The organism is Bacteroides sp. (genome assembly GCF_028690125.1).
Lineage (GTDB): Bacteria > Bacteroidota > Bacteroidia > Bacteroidales > Bacteroidaceae > Bacteroides.
This window is the reverse complement of sequence record NZ_JAQVBV010000041.1, coordinates 1-23,641: the sequence shown is the minus strand read 5'-3', so window position 1 is coordinate 23,641 and position 23,641 is coordinate 1. Positions and strand designations below refer to the sequence as shown.

General features: G+C 40.2%; 18 protein-coding genes and 2 pseudogenes. 6 read left to right on the top strand and 14 right to left on the bottom strand.

The annotated features are described in order from the left end of the window. Positions 1 to 6: 6 nt before the first annotated feature. From PHO71_RS20660 to PHO71_RS20645, 4 genes are all read right to left on the bottom strand, one after another. The gene (locus PHO71_RS20660; protein ID WP_300206988.1) at positions 7 to 1,239 is read right to left on the bottom strand and encodes a 3-phosphoshikimate 1-carboxyvinyltransferase; all 1,233 of its coding nucleotides are present in this window, start codon (positions 1,237 to 1,239) and stop codon (positions 7 to 9) included. 617 nt (positions 1,240 to 1,856) lie between these two features. Further along, positions 1,857 to 2,351 (bottom strand): RNA polymerase sigma factor, encoded by a 495-nt coding sequence (locus tag PHO71_RS20655; protein WP_300206985.1) that lies wholly within the window; start codon positions 2,349 to 2,351, stop codon positions 1,857 to 1,859. Positions 2,352 to 2,472: 121 nt separating this feature from the next. Then, positions 2,473 to 3,036, bottom strand: coding sequence for a TlpA disulfide reductase family protein (locus PHO71_RS20650; RefSeq protein WP_300206983.1), 564 nt, complete (start codon positions 3,034 to 3,036; stop codon positions 2,473 to 2,475). A gap of 263 nt (positions 3,037 to 3,299) precedes the next feature. After that, positions 3,300 to 4,673 carry an FAD/NAD(P)-binding oxidoreductase gene (locus PHO71_RS20645; protein WP_300206981.1) on the bottom strand — a complete coding sequence of 458 codons (1,374 nt, stop codon included), beginning with the start codon at positions 4,671 to 4,673 and terminating at the stop codon, positions 3,300 to 3,302. Positions 4,674 to 4,918: 245 nt separating this feature from the next. Here PHO71_RS20645 and PHO71_RS20640 point away from each other — a divergent pair, with 245 nt between their 5' ends. Next, positions 4,919 to 5,974 (top strand): winged helix DNA-binding domain-containing protein, encoded by a 1,056-nt coding sequence (locus PHO71_RS20640; protein WP_300206978.1) that lies wholly within the window; start codon positions 4,919 to 4,921, stop codon positions 5,972 to 5,974. 235 nt (positions 5,975 to 6,209) lie between these two features. Here the strand turns inward: PHO71_RS20640 and PHO71_RS20635 are convergent, their stop codons facing one another. Genes PHO71_RS20635 through PHO71_RS20620 form a run of 4 tightly spaced genes read right to left on the bottom strand, consistent with a single transcriptional unit; the run spans position 6,210 to position 12,687 of the window. Next, positions 6,210 to 7,379 (bottom strand): sugar MFS transporter, encoded by a 1,170-nt coding sequence (locus tag PHO71_RS20635; protein ID WP_300206976.1) that lies wholly within the window; start codon positions 7,377 to 7,379, stop codon positions 6,210 to 6,212. Positions 7,380 to 7,410: 31 nt separating this feature from the next. Then, positions 7,411 to 9,786, bottom strand: a complete 2,376-nt coding sequence (locus PHO71_RS20630; RefSeq protein ID WP_300206974.1) for a GH92 family glycosyl hydrolase — start codon at positions 9,784 to 9,786, stop codon at positions 7,411 to 7,413. Positions 9,787 to 9,823: 37 nt separating this feature from the next. After that, positions 9,824 to 10,921 carry an ROK family protein gene (locus tag PHO71_RS20625; RefSeq protein WP_300206972.1) on the bottom strand — a complete coding sequence of 366 codons (1,098 nt, stop codon included), beginning with the start codon at positions 10,919 to 10,921 and terminating at the stop codon, positions 9,824 to 9,826. A gap of 35 nt (positions 10,922 to 10,956) precedes the next feature. Continuing rightward, entirely contained in the window at positions 10,957 to 12,687 is a 1,731-nt protein-coding gene (locus tag PHO71_RS20620; protein WP_300206969.1) for a class I mannose-6-phosphate isomerase, read from the bottom strand. Positions 12,688 to 12,828: 141 nt separating this feature from the next. Here PHO71_RS20620 and PHO71_RS20615 point away from each other — a divergent pair, with 141 nt between their 5' ends. Continuing rightward, positions 12,829 to 13,557 (top strand): GntR family transcriptional regulator, encoded by a 729-nt coding sequence (locus PHO71_RS20615; RefSeq protein WP_300206968.1) that lies wholly within the window; start codon positions 12,829 to 12,831, stop codon positions 13,555 to 13,557. A gap of 15 nt (positions 13,558 to 13,572) precedes the next feature. Here PHO71_RS20615 and PHO71_RS20610 read toward each other — a convergent pair whose 3' ends face one another. The 4 genes and pseudogenes from PHO71_RS20610 to PHO71_RS20595 form a co-directional block, all read right to left on the bottom strand. Continuing rightward, positions 13,573 to 16,698 (bottom strand): GH92 family glycosyl hydrolase, encoded by a 3,126-nt coding sequence (locus tag PHO71_RS20610; protein WP_300206966.1) that lies wholly within the window; start codon positions 16,696 to 16,698, stop codon positions 13,573 to 13,575. 494 nt (positions 16,699 to 17,192) lie between these two features. Further along, on the bottom strand, positions 17,193 to 17,474 hold the full coding sequence (locus PHO71_RS20605) for a zinc ribbon domain-containing protein (protein WP_300207035.1): 282 nt from the start codon (positions 17,472 to 17,474) through the stop codon (positions 17,193 to 17,195). 42 nt (positions 17,475 to 17,516) lie between these two features. Beyond that, a pseudogene (locus tag PHO71_RS20600) lies at positions 17,517 to 17,879 on the bottom strand (pyridoxamine 5'-phosphate oxidase family protein); the annotation flags it as partial. Positions 17,880 to 17,942: 63 nt separating this feature from the next. Next, entirely contained in the window at positions 17,943 to 18,698 is a 756-nt protein-coding gene (locus tag PHO71_RS20595) for a helix-turn-helix domain-containing protein (protein ID WP_300206963.1), read from the bottom strand. 417 nt (positions 18,699 to 19,115) lie between these two features. Here PHO71_RS20595 and PHO71_RS20590 point away from each other — a divergent pair. Together PHO71_RS20590 and PHO71_RS20585 are read left to right on the top strand one after the other, a co-directional pair. Next, positions 19,116 to 19,261: pseudogene (locus PHO71_RS20590) on the top strand (site-specific integrase); the annotation flags it as partial. 140 nt (positions 19,262 to 19,401) lie between these two features. Next, positions 19,402 to 19,653, top strand: coding sequence for a DUF6808 domain-containing protein (locus PHO71_RS20585; protein WP_300206961.1), 252 nt, complete (start codon positions 19,402 to 19,404; stop codon positions 19,651 to 19,653). 498 nt (positions 19,654 to 20,151) lie between these two features. Here the strand turns inward: PHO71_RS20585 and PHO71_RS20580 are convergent, their stop codons facing one another. Next, on the bottom strand, positions 20,152 to 20,817 hold the full coding sequence (locus PHO71_RS20580) for a DUF1349 domain-containing protein (RefSeq protein WP_300206958.1): 666 nt from the start codon (positions 20,815 to 20,817) through the stop codon (positions 20,152 to 20,154). A gap of 87 nt (positions 20,818 to 20,904) precedes the next feature. Here PHO71_RS20580 and PHO71_RS20575 point away from each other — a divergent pair, with 87 nt between their 5' ends. Next, the gene (locus tag PHO71_RS20575) at positions 20,905 to 21,678 is read left to right on the top strand and encodes a response regulator transcription factor (RefSeq protein WP_300206956.1); all 774 of its coding nucleotides are present in this window, start codon (positions 20,905 to 20,907) and stop codon (positions 21,676 to 21,678) included. An 80-nt stretch (positions 21,679 to 21,758) separates the two neighbouring features. Here PHO71_RS20575 and PHO71_RS20570 read toward each other — a convergent pair whose 3' ends face one another. Further along, complete coding sequence (locus PHO71_RS20570; RefSeq protein WP_300206953.1) at positions 21,759 to 22,451, bottom strand: HAD family hydrolase; 693 nt, start codon at positions 22,449 to 22,451, stop codon at positions 21,759 to 21,761. 184 nt (positions 22,452 to 22,635) lie between these two features. Here PHO71_RS20570 and PHO71_RS20565 point away from each other — a divergent pair. Then, on the top strand, positions 22,636 to 23,641 hold a 1,006-nt coding region (locus PHO71_RS20565; protein WP_300206951.1), incomplete at its 3' end, for a DUF2027 domain-containing protein.

Genomic DNA, 23,641 nt, shown 5'->3' with positions numbered 1-23,641 from the left:
TAACATTTACTTTTCGCTTATTATTTGGAATCCTGCTTGCCTCAAATCTTCCCAATAATTAGGATATGATTTGGAAACAACCTGTGGCTCTGCTATTTGTAGATTTGGATAGCATATGGCTGCCGGAGCAAATGCCATTGCCATCCGATGATCTTCGTATGTTTGAATAATTGGCGTTTGCTCCGGTTCACAACGTTCGCCATTCCACATTAACACACTATCATTTTCTTCTTCTATCAGGTATCCTAATTTTTTCAGTTCGTTTCTCAAAGCTGCAATACGGTCCGTCTCTTTGATTTTTAGACTTTGTAAACCTGTAAAACGGAAAGGAATATTCAGTAAAGCACAGGTTACAACGAATGTTTGTGCCAGATCCGGAATATCAACAAAGTCTTCTTCCAATCTTTCCGGTGCTTTACCGGTTTTTTTCAATTTCACACCTTTAGTTGTAAATTCGGTAGTGATTCCCAATCGTGAGAAAACTTCCGCTCCACGACTATCTCCTTGATAGCTATGGTGAAATAATCCCAATAATTCTATTTCTGCTCCGGAAGATAATGCTGCAATCTGATACCAATAAGAGGCAGCACTCCAATCACTTTCTACTGTAAAAGGAATGCTCTCGTATGGTTGTGGTGCGACGGAGATACTGTCAGGAGCAGTCCATGCAGCTTTTGCTCCGAAATCGTTCATTAATTGTAGGGTAAGGTGGATATAAGGGCGTGAAATGATCTCTCCACTTAAATGTAATATTAGTCCGTTTTTAAGTACAGGACCTATCATTAATAAAGCGGAAATGTATTGGGAACTTACATTCCCTTTCAATGTGATTTCATTCTTCTTTAATTCCGTCCCTATAATATGTAATGGAGGAAAACCTTCATTTCCTGCATATTCGATTTCAGCTCCCAGTTCACGAAGAGCATTAACCAATATTTGTATGGGACGTTGCTGCATACGAGCAGTCCCTGTAATGGTACGTTCTCCCGGAGTAACACTTAGATAAGCCGTCAGAAAGCGCATAGCCGTTCCGGCAGCCATAATATCAATAGTCTCTTTACTTTCCGTCAGAGCCTTTATCATAACTTGGGTGTCATCACAATCGGACAAGTTTTCAGGAGAATAAACACCTTTACCCAACGCATTGATAATGAGTGCGCGGTTACTGATACTTTTGGATGCCGGCAACTGGATTGTTGCTTTTACCATTGACGGAGAAGTGAGTTTATAGCGTACCATTCTAAGTATGTTCTTTGTTATGGAGGACAAAAGTAGAGATTTATTCGGAGACTTCCAACTGCTTACGACTCTTATCAAGTGAGTTAAAATAATATCTGTATCGATGTTTCTGCTGATATCTTATTAACCAGGGAATAATAAAAAGAAGTCCAACAAAGAGCATTATAAGGAATGAAATACTTTTTAATTCATCCGAACTGCTAAAATACATATAGATTAATCTGATTGCCATCCCATAAAAATATATCAGATAGATCATAAAATCAAAATTGATCTTCCGTTTTAATTGTCTTTTAAGTATAGCATCGGAATCTGTGATTGAATATAAATCGGCTGACCTTGTAAATAGTTGATAGTGTCTAATACTTGATAGTAACAAATATAATAAAAAAGCGCATGGTATCCATAGACAAATAGAGAATTTTTCCATAACGATCATATCGAAAATACTGGCTGCTACTGAAATTATCAGGCAGGTAGCGAACAAGCAAATTAGAATCTTTTGGCGATGTAATGTTTGAGAAATTACATTGCAATGTTTCTTACGTATAATCTCCTTTATATTAACAGGAAGCTGTTCGGTACTAGTATGTATTTCTTTCCAGAATTCTTTTAAATTATTTTCTTCCATCTTTTATCCGTTTTATGAGTTGTTTCTTGATTCTATTAATTTTCACTCCGACATTGGTCTCGGAAATACCTATAAGAGTTGATATTTCTTTGTATTCATAACCTTCAAGATAAAGAATGATAATTGCTTTTTCTATATTGTCTAACTGATTAATTGCTTGGTATAATTGCTCTTTTTTATCTGTCGTGGAATTATCTTCCGAATGTATATCGTGTATGAGATATTCTCTTGCTGATAATTCTTTATGGATAGGCCGTACACACTCCTTTCGTACCAGATCGATGGCGGCATTTAAGGCAACCCTGTACAACCAAGTCGAAAAAGCACTTTCTTGTTTGAACATAGGGTATGCTTTCCACAATCGTATTAGTATCTCTTGATAATAATCTTCTCTGTAAGGATGCTTGTAAAAATAGATGTTACATATTTTTTGTAATATCCCTTGATAATGGTTTATCTGTTCGATGAATTCTTCTTCCACTTCTTTTATTTTTTACTCGTTATGGAAAGTTAGTCGTATTAGTATGGTTGATTATTACAAAAGAAGAAATAAAGATCAAATAAACTTTTGTTTTCAAATAGATTCGATGCTTTTATACACTTTATAACTTGTGCTTTTCTGGTAATTTATTGGATGCTTTGATTAATGATTCTATAGTTGCTTTAAGCTCCTCATATTTGGCAAGAGGATCATCTGTATATATATATTGGACTATTCTGTTTTTATTGGAAATATAGATGCGTGGAACTCCGCTTTTGGCGAATAAACTGTAAACGGTTCGATCCTCTTGAGCCGAGTAAGGCATTGTGTAATGCTGTTCTTTCCAGAATTTTCCTACTATTTGTTCTCCTTGTTCACGACTAATTGTGAATATGACAATATCTTTATTGTCTTTGTATTCTGTATACAGTCTTTCTATAATGGGAAGTTCGGCAATACAGTCCGGGCAAGTTACGGTCATCAGCACTATGAATGAAATTTTTCCTTCTAATGATTGGCTGGTAATTGTTTCACCCGTATTCAACCGTACGGAAAATGTAGGTAACTCATCATTCACTTGAATGTTAGCTCCGTTCGGTTCCGAATCGTCGTCCTGTATACATCCCGCAAAAAAGAATGCCGATATAATAAGTAACATTAAAAAATCAAATATTCTTCTTTTCATTGTTATTGTTTATATTACCTAACAAAGATATTATAATGGTATGAATAAAAAGAATATACGTCTGTTTATTTCGTGAAAGTTAGAATGTATGGGATCTTTTTACTTATGCAAACGTGAGAATAGATGAATAAAACAAAAGTCCCCGGACTCGTAGAAATGAAGTGCATCCCTAAAGTTTTTGTGTCTAACTTTTGGGGTGCACTTCAAAATGGGTTGGGGACTGTCTGTTGGGTATTTTGGGTTATCGGGAGTTATCCCGATTTCTATGCAAATCCGTTCAACATTCCGTAGAAATACATAGGCTTCAGAATGTGAACTTTCAGCAGCCAAGCCGCCCGTTGTTCTGTCGAAGTGTCGATTAGATTGAATGGGAAAGAAATCTCCGGTTCTTTCTTATAGTTGAATTCACACAGTAGTACGTGTCCGTAGTCTGTCACGATTGGGCAAGCGGCATATCCGTCATATTTTTCCTCTGGTTCCCTACCTTCCATCAAGGAGATCAAGTTTTTTGCGGCAATCGGTACCTGTTTGCGAACGGCAGCCGATGTTTTACTGGTCGGGATTCCGGCGACATCTCCTAGAGAGATAATATTCGGGTAAGTTTTATGGACTAATGTTTCTTGATCTACCATTACCCAGGCTTCGGCAGCCAACTTACCTTCTGTCCAGCCTAATCCGGCTTCACGCACGAAATCGGGAGCCGACATGGGCGGTGTAAAATGAAGGAAGTCATAGTCTTCTACAAATGGAGTATAGACTTTTTGCTCGTCTATGGTTTCAATCTTTTCGAAATGTACCTGTTTGGCAGCTGTATCTACCCCTTTCACACGAACATTCAGATTGATGGGGATATTGCGTTCATCGTAGATTTTCAACAGGCGTGGAGTGAAGAAAGGAATATCATACAATTCTTTGGAGGCTGTATAGAAGTGAAGGTCAGCTTTGTCGCGTGTCTCTTGTTTACGGGTGTAATCATCTGTCAGCAAACATATTTTTTTGGGTGCACCTCCACATTTATGTTTTGTATAGGTATCGGTATAAATGGCTTTACCACCTGTCTTTCCGAATTCTTGCAAGGCTTTCCAAGTTTTTTGTGCACCTTCGAAATCGTAGATACTATGAGCATTGCCTTGTCCTAAAGTTGCTTGTGTGATACCTTCTACCTTTTCCCAATTGGTCTGAAGCCCCGGTGTCAGAACTAAGAAGTCATAACCGATTTTTCCATTGTTTTTAGTTGTCACTTGGTTTTTACCCGGATCAATAGCTGCAACAGAATCTTTGATCCACTTGATACCGCTCGGCATACAGTCCTCTTGTTTTCTCCATACTTCGTCGGGTTGGTAGACACCCGATGCGACCAAGGTGAATCCCGGCTGATAAAAATGACGATCACTGGGATCAATTAATGTAATATCCGGTTCATCTAACCAGTCTTTTAGGCGCGCAGCCATGCTGATACCGGCAGCTCCTCCACCGATAATGACAATTTTACCTTTGGCATTACTTGAGAATTCGTTCGCCTTGTATATGCCGACAGCGGTCACTAAGCCTGCCGCTGCCATCAGTTTGAAAAAGTGGCGGCGATTGATACCTTTCTTTTCAAACGTTTTTAGTATGTCTTCCAATTCGTGTTTCATGTAGATGAATAAATAATTTTATCTGCAAATATACGAATTACTAGTAGAATTAATCATTAAAATAAGAACAGAAGCAGGAAGGAATATTATTTAGACTCTCTGTCTCTTTAATTTGCAAAATGGATTAAAATCTCTGTTTATATGTATGCCTGTTAATGTTTTAAGATTATTAAAAAGAAAACTTGTAGGATATTGGTATATATATGGAGTCGAAATATTATTTTTGTGAATGAAAAGCCTCTGATATGAATCTATTTACAATTCGTCTTTTAAATCAACAGTTACTGAAGCCACAATTCTGCCATCCTAAAGAATTAGTGTCTTGGATGGGAGCTATGCAGGCCCAAGAATATACAATGGTAAAATGGGCTGTTGGAATGCGTTTAAAATTGGCAACTATACAAACAGTTGAAAAAGCGTTGCAAGAAGGAGATATATTAAGAACTCATGTAATGCGACCGACATGGCATTTGGTTGCTGCGGAAGATATCCGGTGGATGTTGAAACTTTCTGCTCAACGTATTAAGGCTGCAAATGATTCTTATGCAAAAGGACATAGCCTGGACATTACGGAGGAGGTTTATACGAAAAGTAACAACTTGTTAGAAAAGATTCTTTGTGGGAATAAAAGCCTTACAAAACAAGATATTGCCGAGCACTATGAGCATTCCGGACTTTTAGCAGATCAATATCACATGACCCGTTTCTTGGCACGTGCAGAGGTCGAAGGGGTTGTTTGTAGCGGTGAAGGAGAGGGTAGAAAACATACGTATATGCTTTTGGAAGAACGGGTTGCCCCTGTACCTGAAATAACGAAAGATGAGGCTTTAGCCCGTCTGGCAAGAAGCTACTTTCGTAGTCATGCTCCCGCTACTTTACAAGACTTTCTCTGGTGGTCGGGATTGTCAATTTCAGAGGCGAGACAGGCAGTATATCTGATTGATTCCGAATTGATTGCCGAGCAATGGAAAGATCAGACTTGGTATATTCATAACTCCTGCCGGACTCGTGGAAAATCAGCTGATAATTTGCATCTGCTTCCTTCTTATGATGAATATTTGATAGCGTATAAAGACCGGACAGATGTTCTACCTAAAGAGTTTTATCCGAAAGCGTTTACCAATAATGGATTATTTTATCCGGTATTACTTCATGAAGGGCGTGTCGTTGGAAATTGGAGTAAGTCGGTCAAGAAAGTAGGCATAGATTTGCAACATTCATTTTTTGAGGAAAATGCTTGTATGGCGGAGGCACTTCTGGATAAGGCGAATGATGAGTATAAGCAGTTTCTTATGTTATAGTATCCTGATAGTCTGTGTTAAATGCAAACCTTTGGGTTGCTTTATCTTTTTAAATTCTATAGCAATCTCTGAGCTATAATGTATTTATTACCAGTATTTGCTCTCACTCTGCTACCACGGTTGCTACCATCGCTGAAAGCATTATGAATAAGGAGTTTGATTACAATAGTGAGAGCGTGGTAGCAAAAGTGTTTATTAATTATATAAGGGAAAACGACAAAAAGAGTTGCTCTCTTTAATTTTTGGCTGTTTTTATCCCGAATGCACAATAAGTAAGATACCCTACACAAACTAACGTAACGAAAACTCCACCAATGACTCCAACCTTTCCGATAGCGATGCCAATAATAGGAGTGACCGCTCCACCACCTGCAACGGCAGTAATCATCAGTCCTGAAATCTGATTGGCTTTTTCCGGTCTCGCTTGCAGTGCCATCGAATAAATGATGGAGAACACCGAAGAACCAAAGAAGCCCACAGCACCGATACAAATCAGGTTAATCAATTCGTCCTTCACGAAGGCCAGAATCAGCAATGAGAGAAGACAAGCGATGATGTTCACCCTGAAATATTTCATTTCGGCAATGCGAGCCAAGAAGAAAACACTCAGTAAAGCTCCAATCGTACGACTCAAGAAATAGACTTGAGGAGCAAATTTTACCTGTTCCGTTGTCCAGTCAAAACGTTCGGCCATTAGTTTGGAACTCATAAAGTTGGTAGCCACGTCTACGCCGACAATAAAGAATATGCCCAGAAATAATAAAAGAATCGTCTTATCTTTCAACAAGAGGAAAGTATCGCTCATAGGAAGTTGTTGTTTCGCGGCAGTAGCATCTTCTCGTTTGATAGGGGTGGCGATTAGCCAGACAGCCGATAGAAGAGTGATGAAACCTAATATCGGGAAACAGTAATACCATTTATCATCTCCGAAATGAGCGACGGCTAACAGAACTATCTCCGGTCCAACGAGGGAAGAAACAGCTTTAATCACTTGTCCTGCCGTGAGGCTACTAGTCAGTAAATGCTGACTAGTAACCACATTGCTTAATAAAGGATTCAGTGAAACTTGAAGAATAGCGTTTCCTATTCCTAGAAAAGCATAAGCTATCATGCAAGTCGCGCTGTTGTAAATGATCAAGGGCAACAACATACCCACTACAGTAATTGCCATACTTAGTAATACTGTATTTTTGCGCCCCCATTTGTTCATCTGATTCCCTATGGGAATTCCCAGAAACAGGAACCAGATAAAAACAAGCGAAGGAACAAAGCCTGTCATTGCCGGAGACCAATCGAAAGTACGCTGTACATAGTCGGAAGATATGCCGACAATGTCGCAGAAACCCATTACGAAGAACCCAAAAAGAATGGGGAGGGCTTTATATATAGAGTGTTGTGTTTTCATAACTATCTTATTTTTTATTTAAATCACTTTTTTATTCGGAACAACGAGGTGGATTTTCTGCTCCCCATTGTTCGTTGGGCTGATTCCCCATTGTCAGTTTCAAGACTCCACCCTGATAAAGTTCATCCCGATACATCCAACATTGTTCCAACGGTTTTCCATTCAAAGTAGCCGATTGTACATAATAGGCATCCGGCACATTATTCACCGTTTCAATGACGAATGATTTCCCTGTGGCATTTAAAGGATTGAGCTTGATTTCAATTTTGTCAAATAAGGGACTTCCAATTTGAAAAGTAGGACGTTCGCACGAACCACCTTGTACGTCGAACAGCCCCATGGCAGTCATCACATACCAAGCACCCAACTGCCCTTGATCTTCATCCTGACCGTAGCCGTAACCATGCTCCCCGTTCGTTCCGTAAAACTCATCACAAATGAGACGAGTCCATTTTTGAGTGAGATACGGTTTGCCGGAGTAATTGAAGAGCCAGGAGATATGCAGACTCGGTTGATTCCCATGATTGTAGGGGCTTTGTAAACCGGAAAAAGCGTTCACTACTTTTCCTCCACCGAAGATGGATTTGCGTGCCTCCGTGAAAATAGAGTCGAGACGATGATTAAATTCTTCCTTACCCACCTTTTCAATCAAACGACCCGGATTCTGGGGAACAAAGAAAGTGTATTGCATTGCGTTTCCTTCTTGAAAGCCTCTCCACGATTCCAGCGGATTGAAGTTGTCGATAAATTCACCTTCAGGCACTCGAGGGCGAATCATCTTCAAAGAATCGTCAAACAATTTTTCCCAACCGCTCGACAATCCCATCAAACGCTTGTAATCTTCCGTATGTCCCAATGCTTTTGCCCATTGAGCAACAGCATAGGCACTGAAACTATACTCTAACGTATGAGATGCTGAAAAAGTGGAACCGGCAGGATGAGTACCGAAGAATACACTATTCTCAAAAGGTACGTAACCTCTCTCAACAAACTGCTTCACATCCATTTTACCGGCACCTTCAATGCGTCCTTCCCAACCAAGTTCATTTTTAAGAGCCGCCTGATAAGCCGTTTCGACATCAAAATTACGGATACCACTGTTGTAAGCACCTGCCAACGCGATACTAACCATGTTGGTTCCCACTCCCGAAACATATTTACTGGTAGCAATACCATCGCCCAGCCAGCCCGCATCTTTGTACACGAGCAACTGACTATTGACAAAATCATTGTAATATTCAGGATAAGCCAATGCCCAGAGAGAAGTCAGATTCCAATATGCCCCCCAAATAGCATCCGTATTATAATGGTTGTATGTAGGTTTTCCATCCTTATCGAGCGGTATTTGTCCGATAGAACCGTCATTCTTCGGATAAGCCCCGTTCACATCACTGGCAAGTCCTCTACCCAACAAAGCATGATACAATCCGGTATAGAATTTGACTTTACTATCTTCCGTACCTCCCGAAACCACGATGCGGTTCAATGATTCATTCCACTTATCCGTTGTCGCTTGCATAGCCTCATCAAAAGTCAGCTTTTCGGCCTCTGTTTCCAGATTCAGTTTCGCGTTTTCGATAGAGGTATAGGAAAGACCCACTTTCACATTCACCACATCATCCTTTTTCGTGTTATAATTCAGGCACAGGATAGCTCCCGGTCCTTTGATTTCATTACCCGGCATCAGCGTGCTGTCTTGATAAAAGACTTCTACCGATTCCGGCGCACGATCTAATTGAGCATAAAAATACATGGCAACGGAAGCACCCGCCTGATACTTCTTTACGTATTCCGGTTCCGTGATGACATATCCTTCTATGGTGTTCTCGTCCACCTGTTTAATATACGCGTCGCGTACAGCTCCGCTTTCTCCCTGCCTGTTTCCTATATTAAAAAGAATATGTGCATTCTTTGACTCAGGAAACGTATATCGCTGAAAGCCGACACGAGCCGTAGCCGTAAGTTCCGCTTTGACTTGATAGTCTTTCAGCAAAACAGCATAATATCCGGGACGGGCCGTTTCATCTTTCTTATCAAAGCGAGAACGAAAACCGTTATCCGGTTCTTCCAACTTGCCCGGATTGGTCTTCACTTCTCCCGTAACCGGCATCAAAGAAATACCGCCGATCTGGAACTCGTGAAGACAAGGGAAACCATCGATAGAAGTATGTCCATCCTCGTAGCCAACCGCTTCCCAGCCTTGATTGTTTCCGTAAGTGCCATTGGTAGAAGCTCCTAATTTGGCTAATCCGAAAGGTTCGGCAGCAGGAGTGTAAAAGAACCAACGACTATGTGTGGTTCCGATATTCGGATTTACATAGTCCACAAGATTAAGATTTTTGGGAGTATTACACCCTACCATACCTGTTAGAACCAACAGGGCACTTACCCATTTCAACGCCATCATAATTATACTCGTTTTTCTATTTTAATTTCTTCTTTTATTATACTTCCAATTGAGACAGAGCAAAGGTATAAGCACCCAAAGCAACCGCCTTGCTCGCTCCCAATGATGAAACGGCTATACCTACTTTCTTATGACTGGTATATATCGCCTGTTTTCTCGAAAATGGAATATTCACCATCGTATTCTTTTCTTTCAGGAAGTCTTCCATGCCTTCTTTCTCAGCCAGGTTGAATACTTCCATTTGCAAACACGGGAAAGAGGCTCCGGCAAACGTGCCGATCTGTCTGTTCATCTCTTCCATAATGCCCGGAAGAATATAGTTGGCTGCCCCGGCTACTCCTCCTCCGATTACTACCAGACCATCTGCTATATTCAACGCACGAACGATTGCGTCACCTGCCATTTCTCCTAATTCGTGGAAACTATGGATGGCAGCCTGCTGATTTCCCTCTTTGGTTCCTTCGGCAATATCAAAAATATCTTTAGGCGTGAGCAAAGAAGCATCTGTTCCGCTAAGTTCTTGGTATACCCGCCGGACGGCACGAATACTAACACTCTCTTCCGCAATCATTTCGGGATATTTCTTATTTCGCATGATCCAGACGTCGCCACCGCAACCATTGTCTCCGGTCAGCAGCCGATTGTCGATGACCACTCCCGCACCAAATCCCGTACCTAGCGTTATCCCTATTAAATTTTTATATCTTCTGCTGCTACCGGCAGCTTTCAGGAGTTTATTCATCTCAGGAAGAGTGCCGGACAATGCTTCGCCATAGGCAAATAAGTTGCCATCGTTATTAATAAAAACAGGAATGCCAAATTGCTCTTTCAAATAAGGACCAAGTGCTACTCCTCCTCTGAAAGCGGGGAAATTGGGCAAGTCGCCTATAATTCCATGCTCATAGTCGGCAGGTCCCGGAAAAGCAAAACTGATAGCTACCGGAAGTCTCGGCAATCGTTTTTCAATTTCCAAAAAACCTTCTATAAGAACAGACAGGCAACGTTCTAAATCGTCGGATACTGCCGGCAAACAAATAGGATCTACTATCTCTCGATAACCTTGCATTGCCGAAAAAACGAAGTTTGTTCCTCCGGCATCAAGTGTCATTACAATTCGTTCATCATGTTCATACATAGATTCAACATATTAGATAAATGGACTTTTTGCGATTAGAAGCGCACGTAGGCTTTGATGGTTACACACTCTTTTCCGGCAGATTTGCCATACGGAGTAATGGTGTACTCTTCTATTTCGGCAGGAATGATGAATGTTTCGGCATAATGTACCACAAAAGGCTCAAAACGATGAGTGGGGCTTTCAACCACTGCTTCTTCTCCTTCGAGCAAGTTCAGTACGTTTACGCTATTGTTGGTATGATGCAACACCGGCGACGTGAAGTGATGACGACGGGTCTCGATAAATTCATTCGGATGTAATCCTGTACGTTCTTCCACCCATCCTTCACCGGAAGCGACTTCCTGAAACCGGTTGCGAAGATGTTGATATACATATTCCGTGTCCCGTTCCCAATGAATCACTTGTTTTCCGCGTTCTATATTGATAGGACGGGGTTTTCCGTCTAAGCCCAGACGTTGCCAATCCCATAATTTAAAAGTAAAGAGGTTGGGAGTGGAACTGATTTCGAGCACCATGCTATTGGCACCCGAACAGTGAATTGTACCTCCCGGAATCAAAAAATGGTCGTGTTTCTTTGCAGGAATCTTATTCGCATATTTTTCAGCGTCAAAAACCAGCTCTCCTTTTTGCGCCGCACGCAGATCGTTGATCATGGCTTCTTTGTCCACTTCACTTTTTACTCCCAAGTAAACCACTGCGTCTTCGCCTGCATCTACCAGATAATAACTTTCATCTTGCGTATAACACATTCCGAAACTTTCGCGAATAAACTGTGTGGTGGGGTGTACCTGCAAACTTAAATTGCCTCCGCCCATGGTATCCAGAAAATCGAAACGAATCGGAAAGTCCTTGCCGAAGCGTGCTTCTACCGGTTCGCCCAACAATTCTTTGCTTTTGAGCAGCACCAAGTTGATAGAAGGAAGTTCAAAGCGCACGTTGTTTACCTCCAGGAAAAGGCTGTTTTCTTCGGGCACACAGTCGAAACACCAGCCATAGTTTTCGCGTTCACGATCCAAATCGCAAACTTCCTTCATCCATTGACCGCCCCAAGGAGCAGGATCAAAGAAGGGAACTACCCGAAACGGTGTTGCTACCGTTGCTTCTATCCCCTTAAAGAAAGTATCTTTATCAATCATCTTCGGTGATCCCGCCACATGAGTGTCAATCCAAAAGTCTACCTTATTAAATAAACGCTCTTTATAGCTGTCGCAAACTCTCCAATCATTGAAATATCCCCTTTTATATTGCAAGGAAACGGCTTCAGCACGGTTGTCCACTCCCAAGGCCATTACTTCGTGGCGGCGGAAACGTTGTTGTATTTCCCAACGTGCCATATCCGCATAGACTATCAAAGCGTCCTGAGGGGCAACTAAAGAAGCTCCGGTCCCTATGATTATCACAAATTCTTCTGATTCATTGATTTCCTGACGGGCTTTAGCCAATTTGTCCGCATCCAAATAATCTTCCAACTTCAAGTTAGTGACATAGCCGAACAAAACATCTTCTGTCATAAAGCGTTCGGTCATCGTGATAATTTCTTGTTCCGGCTTCATCAAATCCCGTACATTGATCACCTTTCCGGAGAAACCTTTCGAAAAAACATCCAGTACTTCTTCTTCATATACTCCGGTATATAAATCTACCGCCAGCACTTTTCTCGTATCTATTTTCTCTTTTAATTTGGAAATGATAGCTTCCCAACCTTGTACAAGCATTCCCGTTAGCTTTGTAGATGGGAATTTATCATAATTAGCTTTCCTCATGTTTTTCTTTAATTTTAATATTGTGTATGTTCATACATGATATGTATTGTGCAAATGTAAAGGTTTTCTTTTTATTGCCAACAATACTTGGTTGTTTTTTTGAGAAATCTTATATTTGCTGAAAATTACCCCTTTGAAGAAATGAAGATAGACCATAATAGTGATAAACCACTTCATGTTCAGGCAGAAGAGATTTTGAGAGGACTCATCGAATCTGAAGAATACAAAAATGGGAAACTACTTCCCAATGAAGTTGAATTGTCCAAACAATTGCACATTTCGAGAAACACACTGAGGCAAGCCATTAACAAACTGGTGTTCGAAGGTCTCGTGGTGAGAAAGAAAGGATTTGGAACCAAGGTGGTCAAGAAGGGTATCGTAGGAGGAGTGAAAAACTGGCTTAGTTTCTCTCAGGAAATGAAGATGCTGGGAGTTGAAGTGCGTAACTTTGAGCTTCATGTCAGTTTGAAAAAGCCCTCCGAGGAAATTCGTACTTTCTTTAATTTAGGTCCAAATTCCGATGCCCGTTGTGTGGTAATGGAACGGGTGAGGGGGAAAAAAGAATATCCTTTTGTGTACTTTATCTCTTATTTCAATCCCAATATCCCATTGACAGGGGAAGAAGACTATACCCGCCCTTTATATGAAATGCTGGAGAATCAGTATGGCATAGTGGTAAAGACCAGTAAGGAAGAAATATCCGCAAGGCTGGTGGGAGAGTTTATTGCCGAAAAGTTAGAGATTAAATCCAGTGATCCGATATTAATACGGAAAAGATTCGTGTATGATGTGAATGAAGTTCCCATCGAATATAATATCGGATATTACCGGGCAGATAGCTTCACTTATACGATAGATGCAGAGAGATGATAGGGCTTAGCCCTATCATCTGCCAACTCCCCATGCTTTATTGGGTACGTCGCCCATTTCCAAAATTAGCTCTCCTCCTTTCAATAATTCAGAAGCGGGGAAACAGAAATTATCTAATGGCTGTCCATTCAACATGGCACTCTGAACATATTTATTCTTTCTCGAAGTATTTTTTGCTATGATTGTGAATCGTTCTCCACGATCATAAAGTCCGCTCAGGTTAATGACAGTCTTTTCGTATAGAGGGCTTGCTATTTCATAGACGGGGTCGGCTTTACAACCACCTTCTGTCTGAAACAAACCGATAGCAGCCATCACAAACCAGGCACTCATCTGTCCTTGATCTTCATCACCCAGATAAGCGTTGGCAATTCCCGAACCATAATATCGGTCGATCACAGAACGGCTCCATTTTTGTGTGAGCCACGGTTTTCCCGCCCAGTTGAATAAGAAAGCAAAATGCATCGACTGTTGATTGCCCTGAACTACCGGGAAGTCCCAGTACTGATCATTGGGAGCATTGTATCTCCATGGTTCACTGGCCGAAAATCCCCAATTCAGGCGTTCTACAAACTTTTCTTGCCCTACCAATTTAACTAAAGCAGGCATATCTTGAGGTACAAAAAAACTTAGTTGCCAGGCATTTCCCTCCACATAATAATGATTTCGTCCCGACTTAAACGGATCAAAATCCGGCGTGTAATTTCCCAGTGTGTCTCTCATATGCGCATATCCGTTAGCCGGATTGATTGCATTTCTCCACCAAGTCCCCCGTTCACTAAAGGTTTGGTAATCTTTATATTTCCCCAGCGATTTGGCAAACTGCCCTACTGTCCAGTCGTCAAACGAATATTCTAACGTATTGGAGAAACGCCCTTTTTCAATGGGGACATAATGATATTGAAGATAAGAAATCAGATCCCTGTTTCCCGCAAATCCGCCTGCAACATGAGTTGCCGGTGTTGTTTGCATCTTCTTTACTGCCTCAAATGCTTTATGAACATCATAATCTCTGACTCCCATTTGGTAGGCTGAAACGATGAGGGGAATTTCGTGCTCGGCTACCATTACAGGAATGTATTTCATTCCTGCCGGTCCTTTAGCCAGCCATCCGTTTGTGTCGTATAAAGCCAATTGAGAGTTTACCCATTTGGAAGACCATTCGGGCGTTAATAAATTCCAGACCTGATTCAAATTCCAAAAGGTATTCCAGAAAGCATCACATCCCAAGGCCCGGTGTTCCGGATTCGCCAACTTCTGTACTTTTTTGTCTGCCGACATCCACTCACCATTCACATCACTCCAAGTATTTCTGCAAAAAGACCGATATACATTGGTATAAAACCGTACTTTTTCCAAACGGTCGTTTGTTGTAATCTGTACTCGACCCAGAATATTGTTCCATACTTGTTTCTGGTTTTGTACAATCGCGTCAAAATCCCAATCAAACTTATCGGATATTTCTTCTTTTAAATTCTCCGAAGCATTGGCTATACTGACTAAAGAGATACCTGTACGAGTCTGAACCACCGGGTGTTTCTTTGTATCAAATTCAACGTACAGCCCTGCGTGTTTCAGATTCTTCCCTTCAATACCGCCGGATTCAAGGACTTTGTCTTCCATCCATCCTCCCACTTTTTTAATGGGAGTGTCAAACTCAATGACGAAGTTCACCACATATTCCTGATCCGCGTCATCACTCCATACATGAGGACGGGGAGAGCGTTGGTGGCTGTACCCTTCGATCCGATAATCGCTCACCTTATTTATCTTCACGTCCAGCAATCCATAATCATATTCCGTAGGAATCTGGAGATCGATCATCACGCGCCCGTCTTTCTCTTTGGGGAAGGTATATTTCTGAAAAGAAGATCTCGTAGTCGCAGTGTTTTCCACCCATATCTTAGTATCGGTGAGATATACTTTATAATATCCGAGCGGTGCTTCTTCTGTCCCTTTGTCAATGCGCGAACGATAGCCCTCGTCCGGTCTTAATTCATCGCCTACCTTAATTTGAAGCTCACCATTGGTAGGCATCATGCCCAATCCGCCCATGGTCCACTCATGGATGTGGCTGAAACACCCAATGGTTTCAAAAGTAGGTTGATACCCCGCCTGCCATCCTGCATTCTGATTGTCCGGACTTAACTTCACCATACTAAAAGGCATCCAGGGGCCGGGAGCAATCATCCAACGGGAATGTCCTGTTCCCATCTTAGTATCCACATAGTCAGCATAGGTCTGTAGCTTTTGGGCACTACGGATAATGGTTCCGGATTGTAACAAGTCATTGTCCGCCCATATTTTATACGTACTTTTTTTAGATTTATGTACTGCCGGCATAGGAGCTTCAAATTGATAACGAGCAGTGTCCATGACAGAAGAAAATATCTCTACGTTATCAACTTCTATTTTAAGTCTGGGGCTTCCGGTCAAGTGTTCGACATCAACTAACAAAGGTTGAAATCTATTTCCATTATTTTCTATCTCATAATTAGCAGCGTAGACATCACGAAGAAATGCTTTTGTGCTCGTTTTACCTAATGTTGCTTGATTAGGGCCCATTAGTCGTATTTGGTCAAATACAATCCAACCGCCCTCTAAGACAGAAATAACAATGGAGTTCCCTCCCTTCTTCAATATTTCATCTTCAATCGGAAAGGTTAAAGTTGTCTTTTTAGCATTTTGCACATCGCCTTCCAATACTTCTTTGGGACCTCCCTCGATGACAAACCTTTTGCTTACAGAATTAACGGTGACCTTTACGACTGCTCCCAACGGACTTGCGCCCAATAGATCAATTACTAAATTCCAGTCTTTGGATGTAGGAGCATTTTCGAGATTAAAGAGAATAGTCGTATCGTGTGTTCGCCAACCTGATGTTCCTCCTGTTCCTCCCCATTGATCCGCAGGTCCGGGAAGTACATAGGAAAAGTCTTTTTCTACCTTTGAAGTTCCAATTAAGAAATAACGGTCTTCATAACCGAAGTCGTTAGCCAGAAACTTTGTGTAATCTGAGGGACCTAATGCTAATTCCGCCGCCGAAGAATCTTTCTCGCCAATTTGCCAGATTGTTTTATCCGCCATTGTGTGCAATGTAACGAACAGCGTCAGTAATAAGGAAAAAAGTAGTCGTTTCATCTATCTGTCTTTTAGTTATGCAACAATCAGTATGTATATTTAGTAGTACGGCTCTTCATTATAAAACAAATGATAAGTCTCTGCTTTTGCTTAAATGAAATTGTATGTTCATACATATGTTTAAGTGGCAAATCTAGATATATTTTATTCTTATTCCAAGCAAAGACGGATTTTTTTGAGATACTTTATAGTTGCTGAAGGTGAAATGATAGTCGATGAAGACTAAAGAATTATGCACTAATTTATAGAAAGAGGGAGTACAAAAACAGGAAACTGTACCCAAATGAAGTAGGATGATTTGCGTCAGGAGGTAACACCGGATATTACCGGATGGAAGTAATGATAGACTCTAGCCTATGTGTGAACATGTATTTTTAATGCCTTTTTCATGCAACTCAACTAGGTTGGCGGATTCTATTCCGTCCCGGTTGAGTTGCCTAAAATAGTTGCCTGCATCTCCTTTATGGATTCTGCTTTTTTTCTTTTGATTTCGGTTACTCTGCTTTTGCTTCTTTCCAGCGTTTGAGAGTAGGGAAGTACGTTTTCATTTTGTCAATGGCTTCCTCTTTGGAGAATTGAGTATCGCTTGCATTGTTGAATTCGTTAAGATATTTAATGCAATGATCAATCATCTCATCCATAGTGCAGTCTGATGTAAATGCTCCATCTTTATAGCAGTAGCAGCAATATTCCTGGTTTGCCGAACCGTCTTGGTTGGTTCCGAAAAGATCGGATGTTTGCATTGGCATACCGCAGCTTTGGCAATATAAATTCATGTATTTTTGATCTTTCACAAATAGATTATCAATCCAGTAGGTTGCCGATTTCGGTGTAAACTTCAGCACACAATATTCAGGATCTTCCATTCCTCCGGGGAAATGGTCCAACATCCAGTCGCCCCACAGCGAACGTTTAACGGCTTCATCCGTCACAATTTCCATTTCGCCGGTATAGACAATGCTGCTGCAACCTTTCACGATTGAGATACCCGCTTTGGGGTTTGCTTTGAAGTGAGCTGTCTTTGCCGAACTTGTTCCTGTTGAAACATAGATTGCTCCATTTTCATCTTTGATTTTCACCATTGCCACTGGACGCGGATAACCGTTCTCGTCGATGGAAGCCACTGTAATGACTTGTGCTGTTGCGACCATTTCGGCCGCTTTTTCTTCGATTGATTTCATATTGTTTTATTTTTGGACAAAGTTAAAACTATAATCTCATTCGTTTGGTGTAAAAAAGCGACTTTATAGTTTGAAGCTGGAAGGAGTACTTCCCGACAACGCTTTAAAATCTTTAATCAGATGTGCCTGATCATAATACCCGCAATCAATAGCTGCCGAAAGCAGACTTTTATCATTATTCATTCTCAAGTAGTCGCAAGTGTGTTGAAACTTCACGATTTTGCTGAATGTTTTTGGAGAAGTCCCAATAGCGGCTTTAAACTTTCGTTCAAAATGTCGAATGGACAGACAGCTTTTATGGGCGATTTCATCCGGTGATAATACTCCATTGGATTGCCGGATCAATTCGATGGCATAAACAATCCGAGCTTCCGGTATAAAAACATCTTTCAACTTTCGGATAAAGTAAGAATCAATGTGTCGGATCACTTCCGTTGTTGTCTCTTTTTCGGGAAGACCACCGTAAAAACGTTCATCGAACAGACTCTCTACTAATGCCAAATCAATCCGTTTATCCGTAAATTCATGGATGGGCACTCGACAGAAAGCGGTGAAACCGGCAGGACGAAAACGGATACCGACCAAATAAACCTCATTGGTATAAGAACCGTTGCAAAAGGTTGTCATCGTTCCGATAATAGTCGGGTGGAAGGGAATCAATTCAAAGTGAGCTGACGAGTTGAGTGAAAGAATAATATCCACACATCCGTCCGGGAGAATCCGGTGAGACTCTTTGGGCCCCTGAAAACCACAAGCAGTCCAGTAGGTTTCAATATAGGGCGTAAGCAGTGCGTCTGGTTTGTACTCTTTGTATGTCATATTACAAAGTTGATGTAAACTCCAAAAGAATTAGTGACTTTTGAGCATACCACACTTTAACTGATTCTCCGCTGTTATCAACTATCTTTTTTACAGTTGAGTCGAATGAACTTTTATATTGATTGATTCTTTGAATACCCATAGCCTCAATAATTAAACCTTTACTCTATTTAGCATGAGTTCGATATTATCAAATAATTTATTTGTCTGAATAATACGGAGATAACGATAAAAGCATTAATTTTATAGTCTCCAATTATAACATTTAAACGATTATCACCATACTCTCAGAGTATAAAATTACGGAAAATCTTTGAAATAACCGCAGAAAAAAAGGTGAATATTTTCGAATGGCTTATGAATAAAGCGTTTGCGAGGATAAACGAAAGTCAGCGTAAAAACAGGGAAACGCAAAGGAGAACGTTTTGGGGCGTACAGGGAAACCGTGCGAATAGGGAAATCTGGGAAGCTTGTGACATCAATCTTGCGCTTGACAATGTCAAAACTAAATCATCAAACACTACCAACGTGTTTCCGACCGTGAAGTATTTGTAACGGCAGAATTGCTGCTGAAAACTGTAATTTCAAAGGCGGCTGCGTAGTTTCGATACCTGTGTGAAATGCTCCGTATGGAAAACCTCTGCCGGCTTGTTAGGTTTGGAAATACAGACCATAGTGCTCATTAAGGGCAAGCCGTTGGAGTATGCAGGCGAACTCTACTTGTGTACCTATTACCCAGAAAGAATACAAGGATAGTCTCTACCGGGCTTGGATATCTGGGTATAATGCGAAATTGGATAGTATTGAAATTTATAGCCCTGCGCGAATAATTACTGAGAGAGTGTTTATTCAGTCTAAGCGAAAACGGTGGGGACTTGGTTTGCAGGCTGGATATGGCTATCCGAATGGAGTGTACGTAGGAGTTGGAGTGAGTTGTAATTTATTTATGTGGTAAATAGTAGAAATATAGTTATCGTTATATAAGTATTAATAGAAAAGTTGCTTTCTATTAGAGACAAACTTTCTTTCCTTTAATAGTAAACTTACTTTTGGTCTTTACTAAACTCTAAATGCAAGTTTTGTTTTTATAAATGCAACTTGCATTTGTAAAAACAAAACTTGCATTTGTATAATTAGAACTTTCAATTATAGATTTGTTTTAAGCAAGAAAAACTTCTCTATAGGGATAAAGAAAGTTTATGATTAGTAGAGAAGAACTTATCTATTAATGAATTGGACGAGAGATAAAGATATTATGAAATATGATAAAGAATAGTCGGATCGACGAATTACTGAATTGGGGTCGGTGAATAGGTGAATGCAGATGTGAAGGGAAGCCTTCACCCTCTAATGACGATGAATAAAGGGTTGTGAAGAGGTGAAGGACTTTTTGTCTATAATAGGAATTCCAGATATTATTCCGGAATTCCTTTTTTTAATGATCTATCAGTTTCTATTTATTTTGCTGTCTTTTTGCCCATTCCAATCTCCGTTGATCAGGTAATTGAGTTACTTTAAACTCTTCGAATGTAGCAGTAAATCCTTTTCCGTCGGGGCAAGCACCCATTAAACCAACCATTACGGGACAGTTGTCCTGTAACCAGCAAGTACGGATCATAATATATTCTTTGTCATCACGTGAAAAGAAGATTTCTACTGCGTCTAACTTCCGGACTGCTTTGATCCAAATAGAACGTGGAGCGTCCGGTAATTGTACTACACTCCAGTCACTGGTGTGATGTGTTACTACAGCGCTGACATTCTGTTTACCGTTTACATATTCTACGCCTGCCTTAATCCAGTTCTCATGATCGATGCGTAGCATTAATCCCATTTGATCGAAGGTAGTCACATAATTTCCGGTTATTTTTACTTTTGCTTCAAATTCTCCTCCATACGTAGCATAATAGAAAGGACCGTCATCAACAGTGAATCCATAATGTGAAATTCTCCAGAAGTCTGTTTTTGCAGGAACATCCATTACCAATGTTTTACCATCTTTAATTTCCCATTGTTGAGGCTCGTTCAGCCAATTCATTTTATCCAAACTTTGTGCCATAGTCGAAGTTGTGGCTGTCAATAATGCAATTGACAGTAATTTGAGTTTTAAATGTTTCATGTACGTTTCTTATTTGTTTATCTTTGTGGTGCAAAGATAAGTCATATGTTTATATATGACAATACTGAATATTAACCATTTTAGGAGATGGACGTACTACAAAAAGAAATAGACGAAGTTTATGCCACACATTCGATCCTTCATGAAACGTTGGATAATAAAAAGTTGGAGCAACATCAACAGTTTATCCATTCACTGACAGCCATTAATGGTGGATGTGCTGTGATCTCTGATCTTTTTAGTCGGAGAAGTTATGTAGCTGCTCATCCATGGGCACACTTCTTGGGATTGACTTTTGAGGAGGCATCTTTGCAAATGATTGACTCAATGGACGAGGATTATATTTATCAGCGGATTCATCCGGAGGATTTAGTCGAGAAACGTTTGTTGGAGTATAAATTCTTCCAGAAGACCTTTTCGATATCCTCCGAAGAACGATTGAAATATCGGGGAAGATGCAGGCTGCGCATGATGAATGAAAAAGGAGTATATCAGTATGTCGATAATTTAGTGCAAATTATGGAGAATGCTCCTGCGGGAAATGTGTGGTTGATTTTTTGTCTTTACTCTCTAGCTGCTGACCAACGGCCTGAATCCGGAATCTATGCAACTATCACTCACATGGAACGTGGTGAAGTGGAAACGTTATTCCTTTCGGATGAGCACCGGAATATATTATCCGAACGTGAAAAAGAGATACTCCGTTGTATCAGGAAAGGTTTGTCGAGCAAGGAAATAGCAAATTCGCTTTGTATTAGTGTTAATACTGTAAACAGACACCGACAGAATATTCTGGAGAAACTTTCTGTTGGTAATTCGATAGAAGCTTGTAGGGCTGCGGAATTAATGAAGTTACTATAATATGTTTAAACTTTAATGTGTTGCTTTTAATCACTAGTATTATACGTACTATCTCAACTTCTCATACCAATGCTTGTATGTCAAAACAAGGATAATAGTTCATCGAAACGTTTCACTTGTTTCAGATGTTCATGTGTAAAAGTAGCAATGATTTCATGTTTCCACATCACTTCGAAGGGAATATGAACTCCGTATCCTCCCAAAGATAATACTGGCTGGATATCTGATTTAAGTGAGTTGCCAATCATGGCAAATTCAGAAGGATCTATTTGCAGAATTTTTAATAATCGAAGATATTCTTTTTCTGTTTTATCAGACATTACTTCAATATGATCAAAGTAAGAGGATAATCCTGAACGTTCCAACTTATTTTCCTGATCCAATAAATCCCCTTTTGTTGCGACTACCAACTTATATTTGCCTTTTCCTTTCAGAGTTTCAAGTGTTTTCTTGACCTCCGGCAATAATTCAATTGGCATTTCTAATAATGACTTGCCCAAATTAATAATTTTCTCGATATCACAAGCTGGAATTCTTTGTTTGCTAACAAGTAGTGCCGTTTCAATCATTGAAATCGTAAATGCTTTCCCACCATATCCCAAGTACTTTAGATTCTTCATCTCAGTTTGGAATAAGGCTGATGATATCTCTGGTGAAGTACCATAAGGATTCAATAAAGTTGTATATTGTTTTTCTACTTCCTGGAAAAAGGGTTCGTTACTCCATAACGTATCGTCTGCATCGAAAGCAATCACTTTGATAGAATTTTTCATCGTCTTTGTTGCCGTTTTGTAGTTATTCAGATGGAAGCGTTTGTACTAATGGAGCAAAGTTAGGAAAAAATAATAAATAAAAATGGATTTCTTGTTTTTGGAATCGATTTCGGTAGATTCTCATAGAAATGCTCTATCTTTGTTATTCATTATTAGTTTGAACTTTAATAGGAGATATATAACGATGAAAATAGGAGATAAAGTACGCTTTCTTAGTGAAGTAGGTGGTGGAGTTGTAACAGGATTCCGAGGTAAAGATTTTGTTTTAGTAGAAGATGCAGACGGATTTGATATCCCGATGCCGATACGTGAGTGTGTAGTGATTGAAACAGATGATTACAATATGAAGCGTAAGCTAAGCACATCGGCTCCGAAACATGAAGAACCTGCGAAACCGATGAAACCAGAGATGCCTATAGTACAACGTCAACCGGAAGTACGTGGCGGAGATACATTGAATGTATTTCTTGCTTATGTGCCCGAAGATGCAAAGGCAATGATGACTACCCCCTTTGAGACTTATTTGGTAAATGATAGCAATTATTATTTGTATTACACGTATATGAGTGGGGAAGGAACAGCATGGAAAACTCGTTCACATGGATTGGTTGAACCGAATACAAAATTATTGCTGGAAGAATTTACTAAAGATATACTGAATGAAATGGAACATATAGCAGTTCAGTTTATTGCTTTTAAAGATGGTAAACCTGCTGCAATCAAACCTGCTGTGAATGTGGAGTTGAGGATTGATACTGTGAAGTTTTATAAGTTACATACATTTAGTACTTCCGAGTTTTTTGAAGAACCTGCATTAATTTATGATATAGTGAAAGACGATATGCCAGCTAAACAGGTATATGTATCGGCGGAAGAACTTCAAACGGTTTTATTGCAAAAGAAATCTGTTGATAAACCTAAGTCACAACCCATCGTAAAGCCAAATGGGGGACATGATGGAAAAAGTGGAGTTGTTGAGATAGATCTGCATATCGATTCTCTGCTGGATGATACCAACGGAATGGGTAACAGTGAAATATTGAATTATCAACTGGATAAATTTCGTGAGGTGATGGAGACATACAAGAATAAGCGGGAGCAAAAGATAGTCTTTATACATGGTAAAGGCGACGGAGTGCTTCGGAAAGCAGTTCTTGATGAACTGAAGCGAAAATACAGCAATTGTCGTT

Excerpts from the sequence above, each read along its gene's own strand:
- PHO71_RS20660 (WP_300206988.1), bottom strand. The coding sequence starts at position 1,239 with ATGGTACGCTATAAACTCACTTCTCCGTCAATGGTAAAAGCAACAATC.
- PHO71_RS20650 (WP_300206983.1), bottom strand. The coding sequence starts at position 3,036 with ATGAAAAGAAGAATATTTGATTTTTTAATGTTACTTATTATATCGGCA.
- PHO71_RS20645 (WP_300206981.1), bottom strand. The coding sequence starts at position 4,673 with ATGAAACACGAATTGGAAGACATACTAAAAACGTTTGAAAAGAAAGGT.
- PHO71_RS20640 (WP_300206978.1), top strand. The coding sequence starts at position 4,919 with ATGAATCTATTTACAATTCGTCTTTTAAATCAACAGTTACTGAAGCCA.
- PHO71_RS20635 (WP_300206976.1), bottom strand. The coding sequence starts at position 7,379 with ATGAAAACACAACACTCTATATATAAAGCCCTCCCCATTCTTTTTGGG.
- PHO71_RS20630 (WP_300206974.1), bottom strand. The coding sequence starts at position 9,786 with ATGATGGCGTTGAAATGGGTAAGTGCCCTGTTGGTTCTAACAGGTATG.
- PHO71_RS20625 (WP_300206972.1), bottom strand. The coding sequence starts at position 10,921 with ATGTATGAACATGATGAACGAATTGTAATGACACTTGATGCCGGAGGA.
- PHO71_RS20620 (WP_300206969.1), bottom strand. The coding sequence starts at position 12,687 with ATGAGGAAAGCTAATTATGATAAATTCCCATCTACAAAGCTAACGGGA.
- PHO71_RS20615 (WP_300206968.1), top strand. The coding sequence starts at position 12,829 with ATGAAGATAGACCATAATAGTGATAAACCACTTCATGTTCAGGCAGAA.
- PHO71_RS20610 (WP_300206966.1), bottom strand. The coding sequence starts at position 16,698 with ATGAAACGACTACTTTTTTCCTTATTACTGACGCTGTTCGTTACATTG.
- PHO71_RS20605 (WP_300207035.1), bottom strand. The coding sequence starts at position 17,474 with ATGAATTTATATTGCCAAAGCTGCGGTATGCCAATGCAAACATCCGAT.
- PHO71_RS20595 (WP_300206963.1), bottom strand. The coding sequence starts at position 18,698 with ATGACATACAAAGAGTACAAACCAGACGCACTGCTTACGCCCTATATT.
- PHO71_RS20585 (WP_300206961.1), top strand. The coding sequence starts at position 19,402 with ATGCAGGCGAACTCTACTTGTGTACCTATTACCCAGAAAGAATACAAG.
- PHO71_RS20580 (WP_300206958.1), bottom strand. The coding sequence starts at position 20,817 with ATGAAACATTTAAAACTCAAATTACTGTCAATTGCATTATTGACAGCC.
- PHO71_RS20575 (WP_300206956.1), top strand. The coding sequence starts at position 20,905 with ATGGACGTACTACAAAAAGAAATAGACGAAGTTTATGCCACACATTCG.
- PHO71_RS20570 (WP_300206953.1), bottom strand. The coding sequence starts at position 22,451 with ATGAAAAATTCTATCAAAGTGATTGCTTTCGATGCAGACGATACGTTA.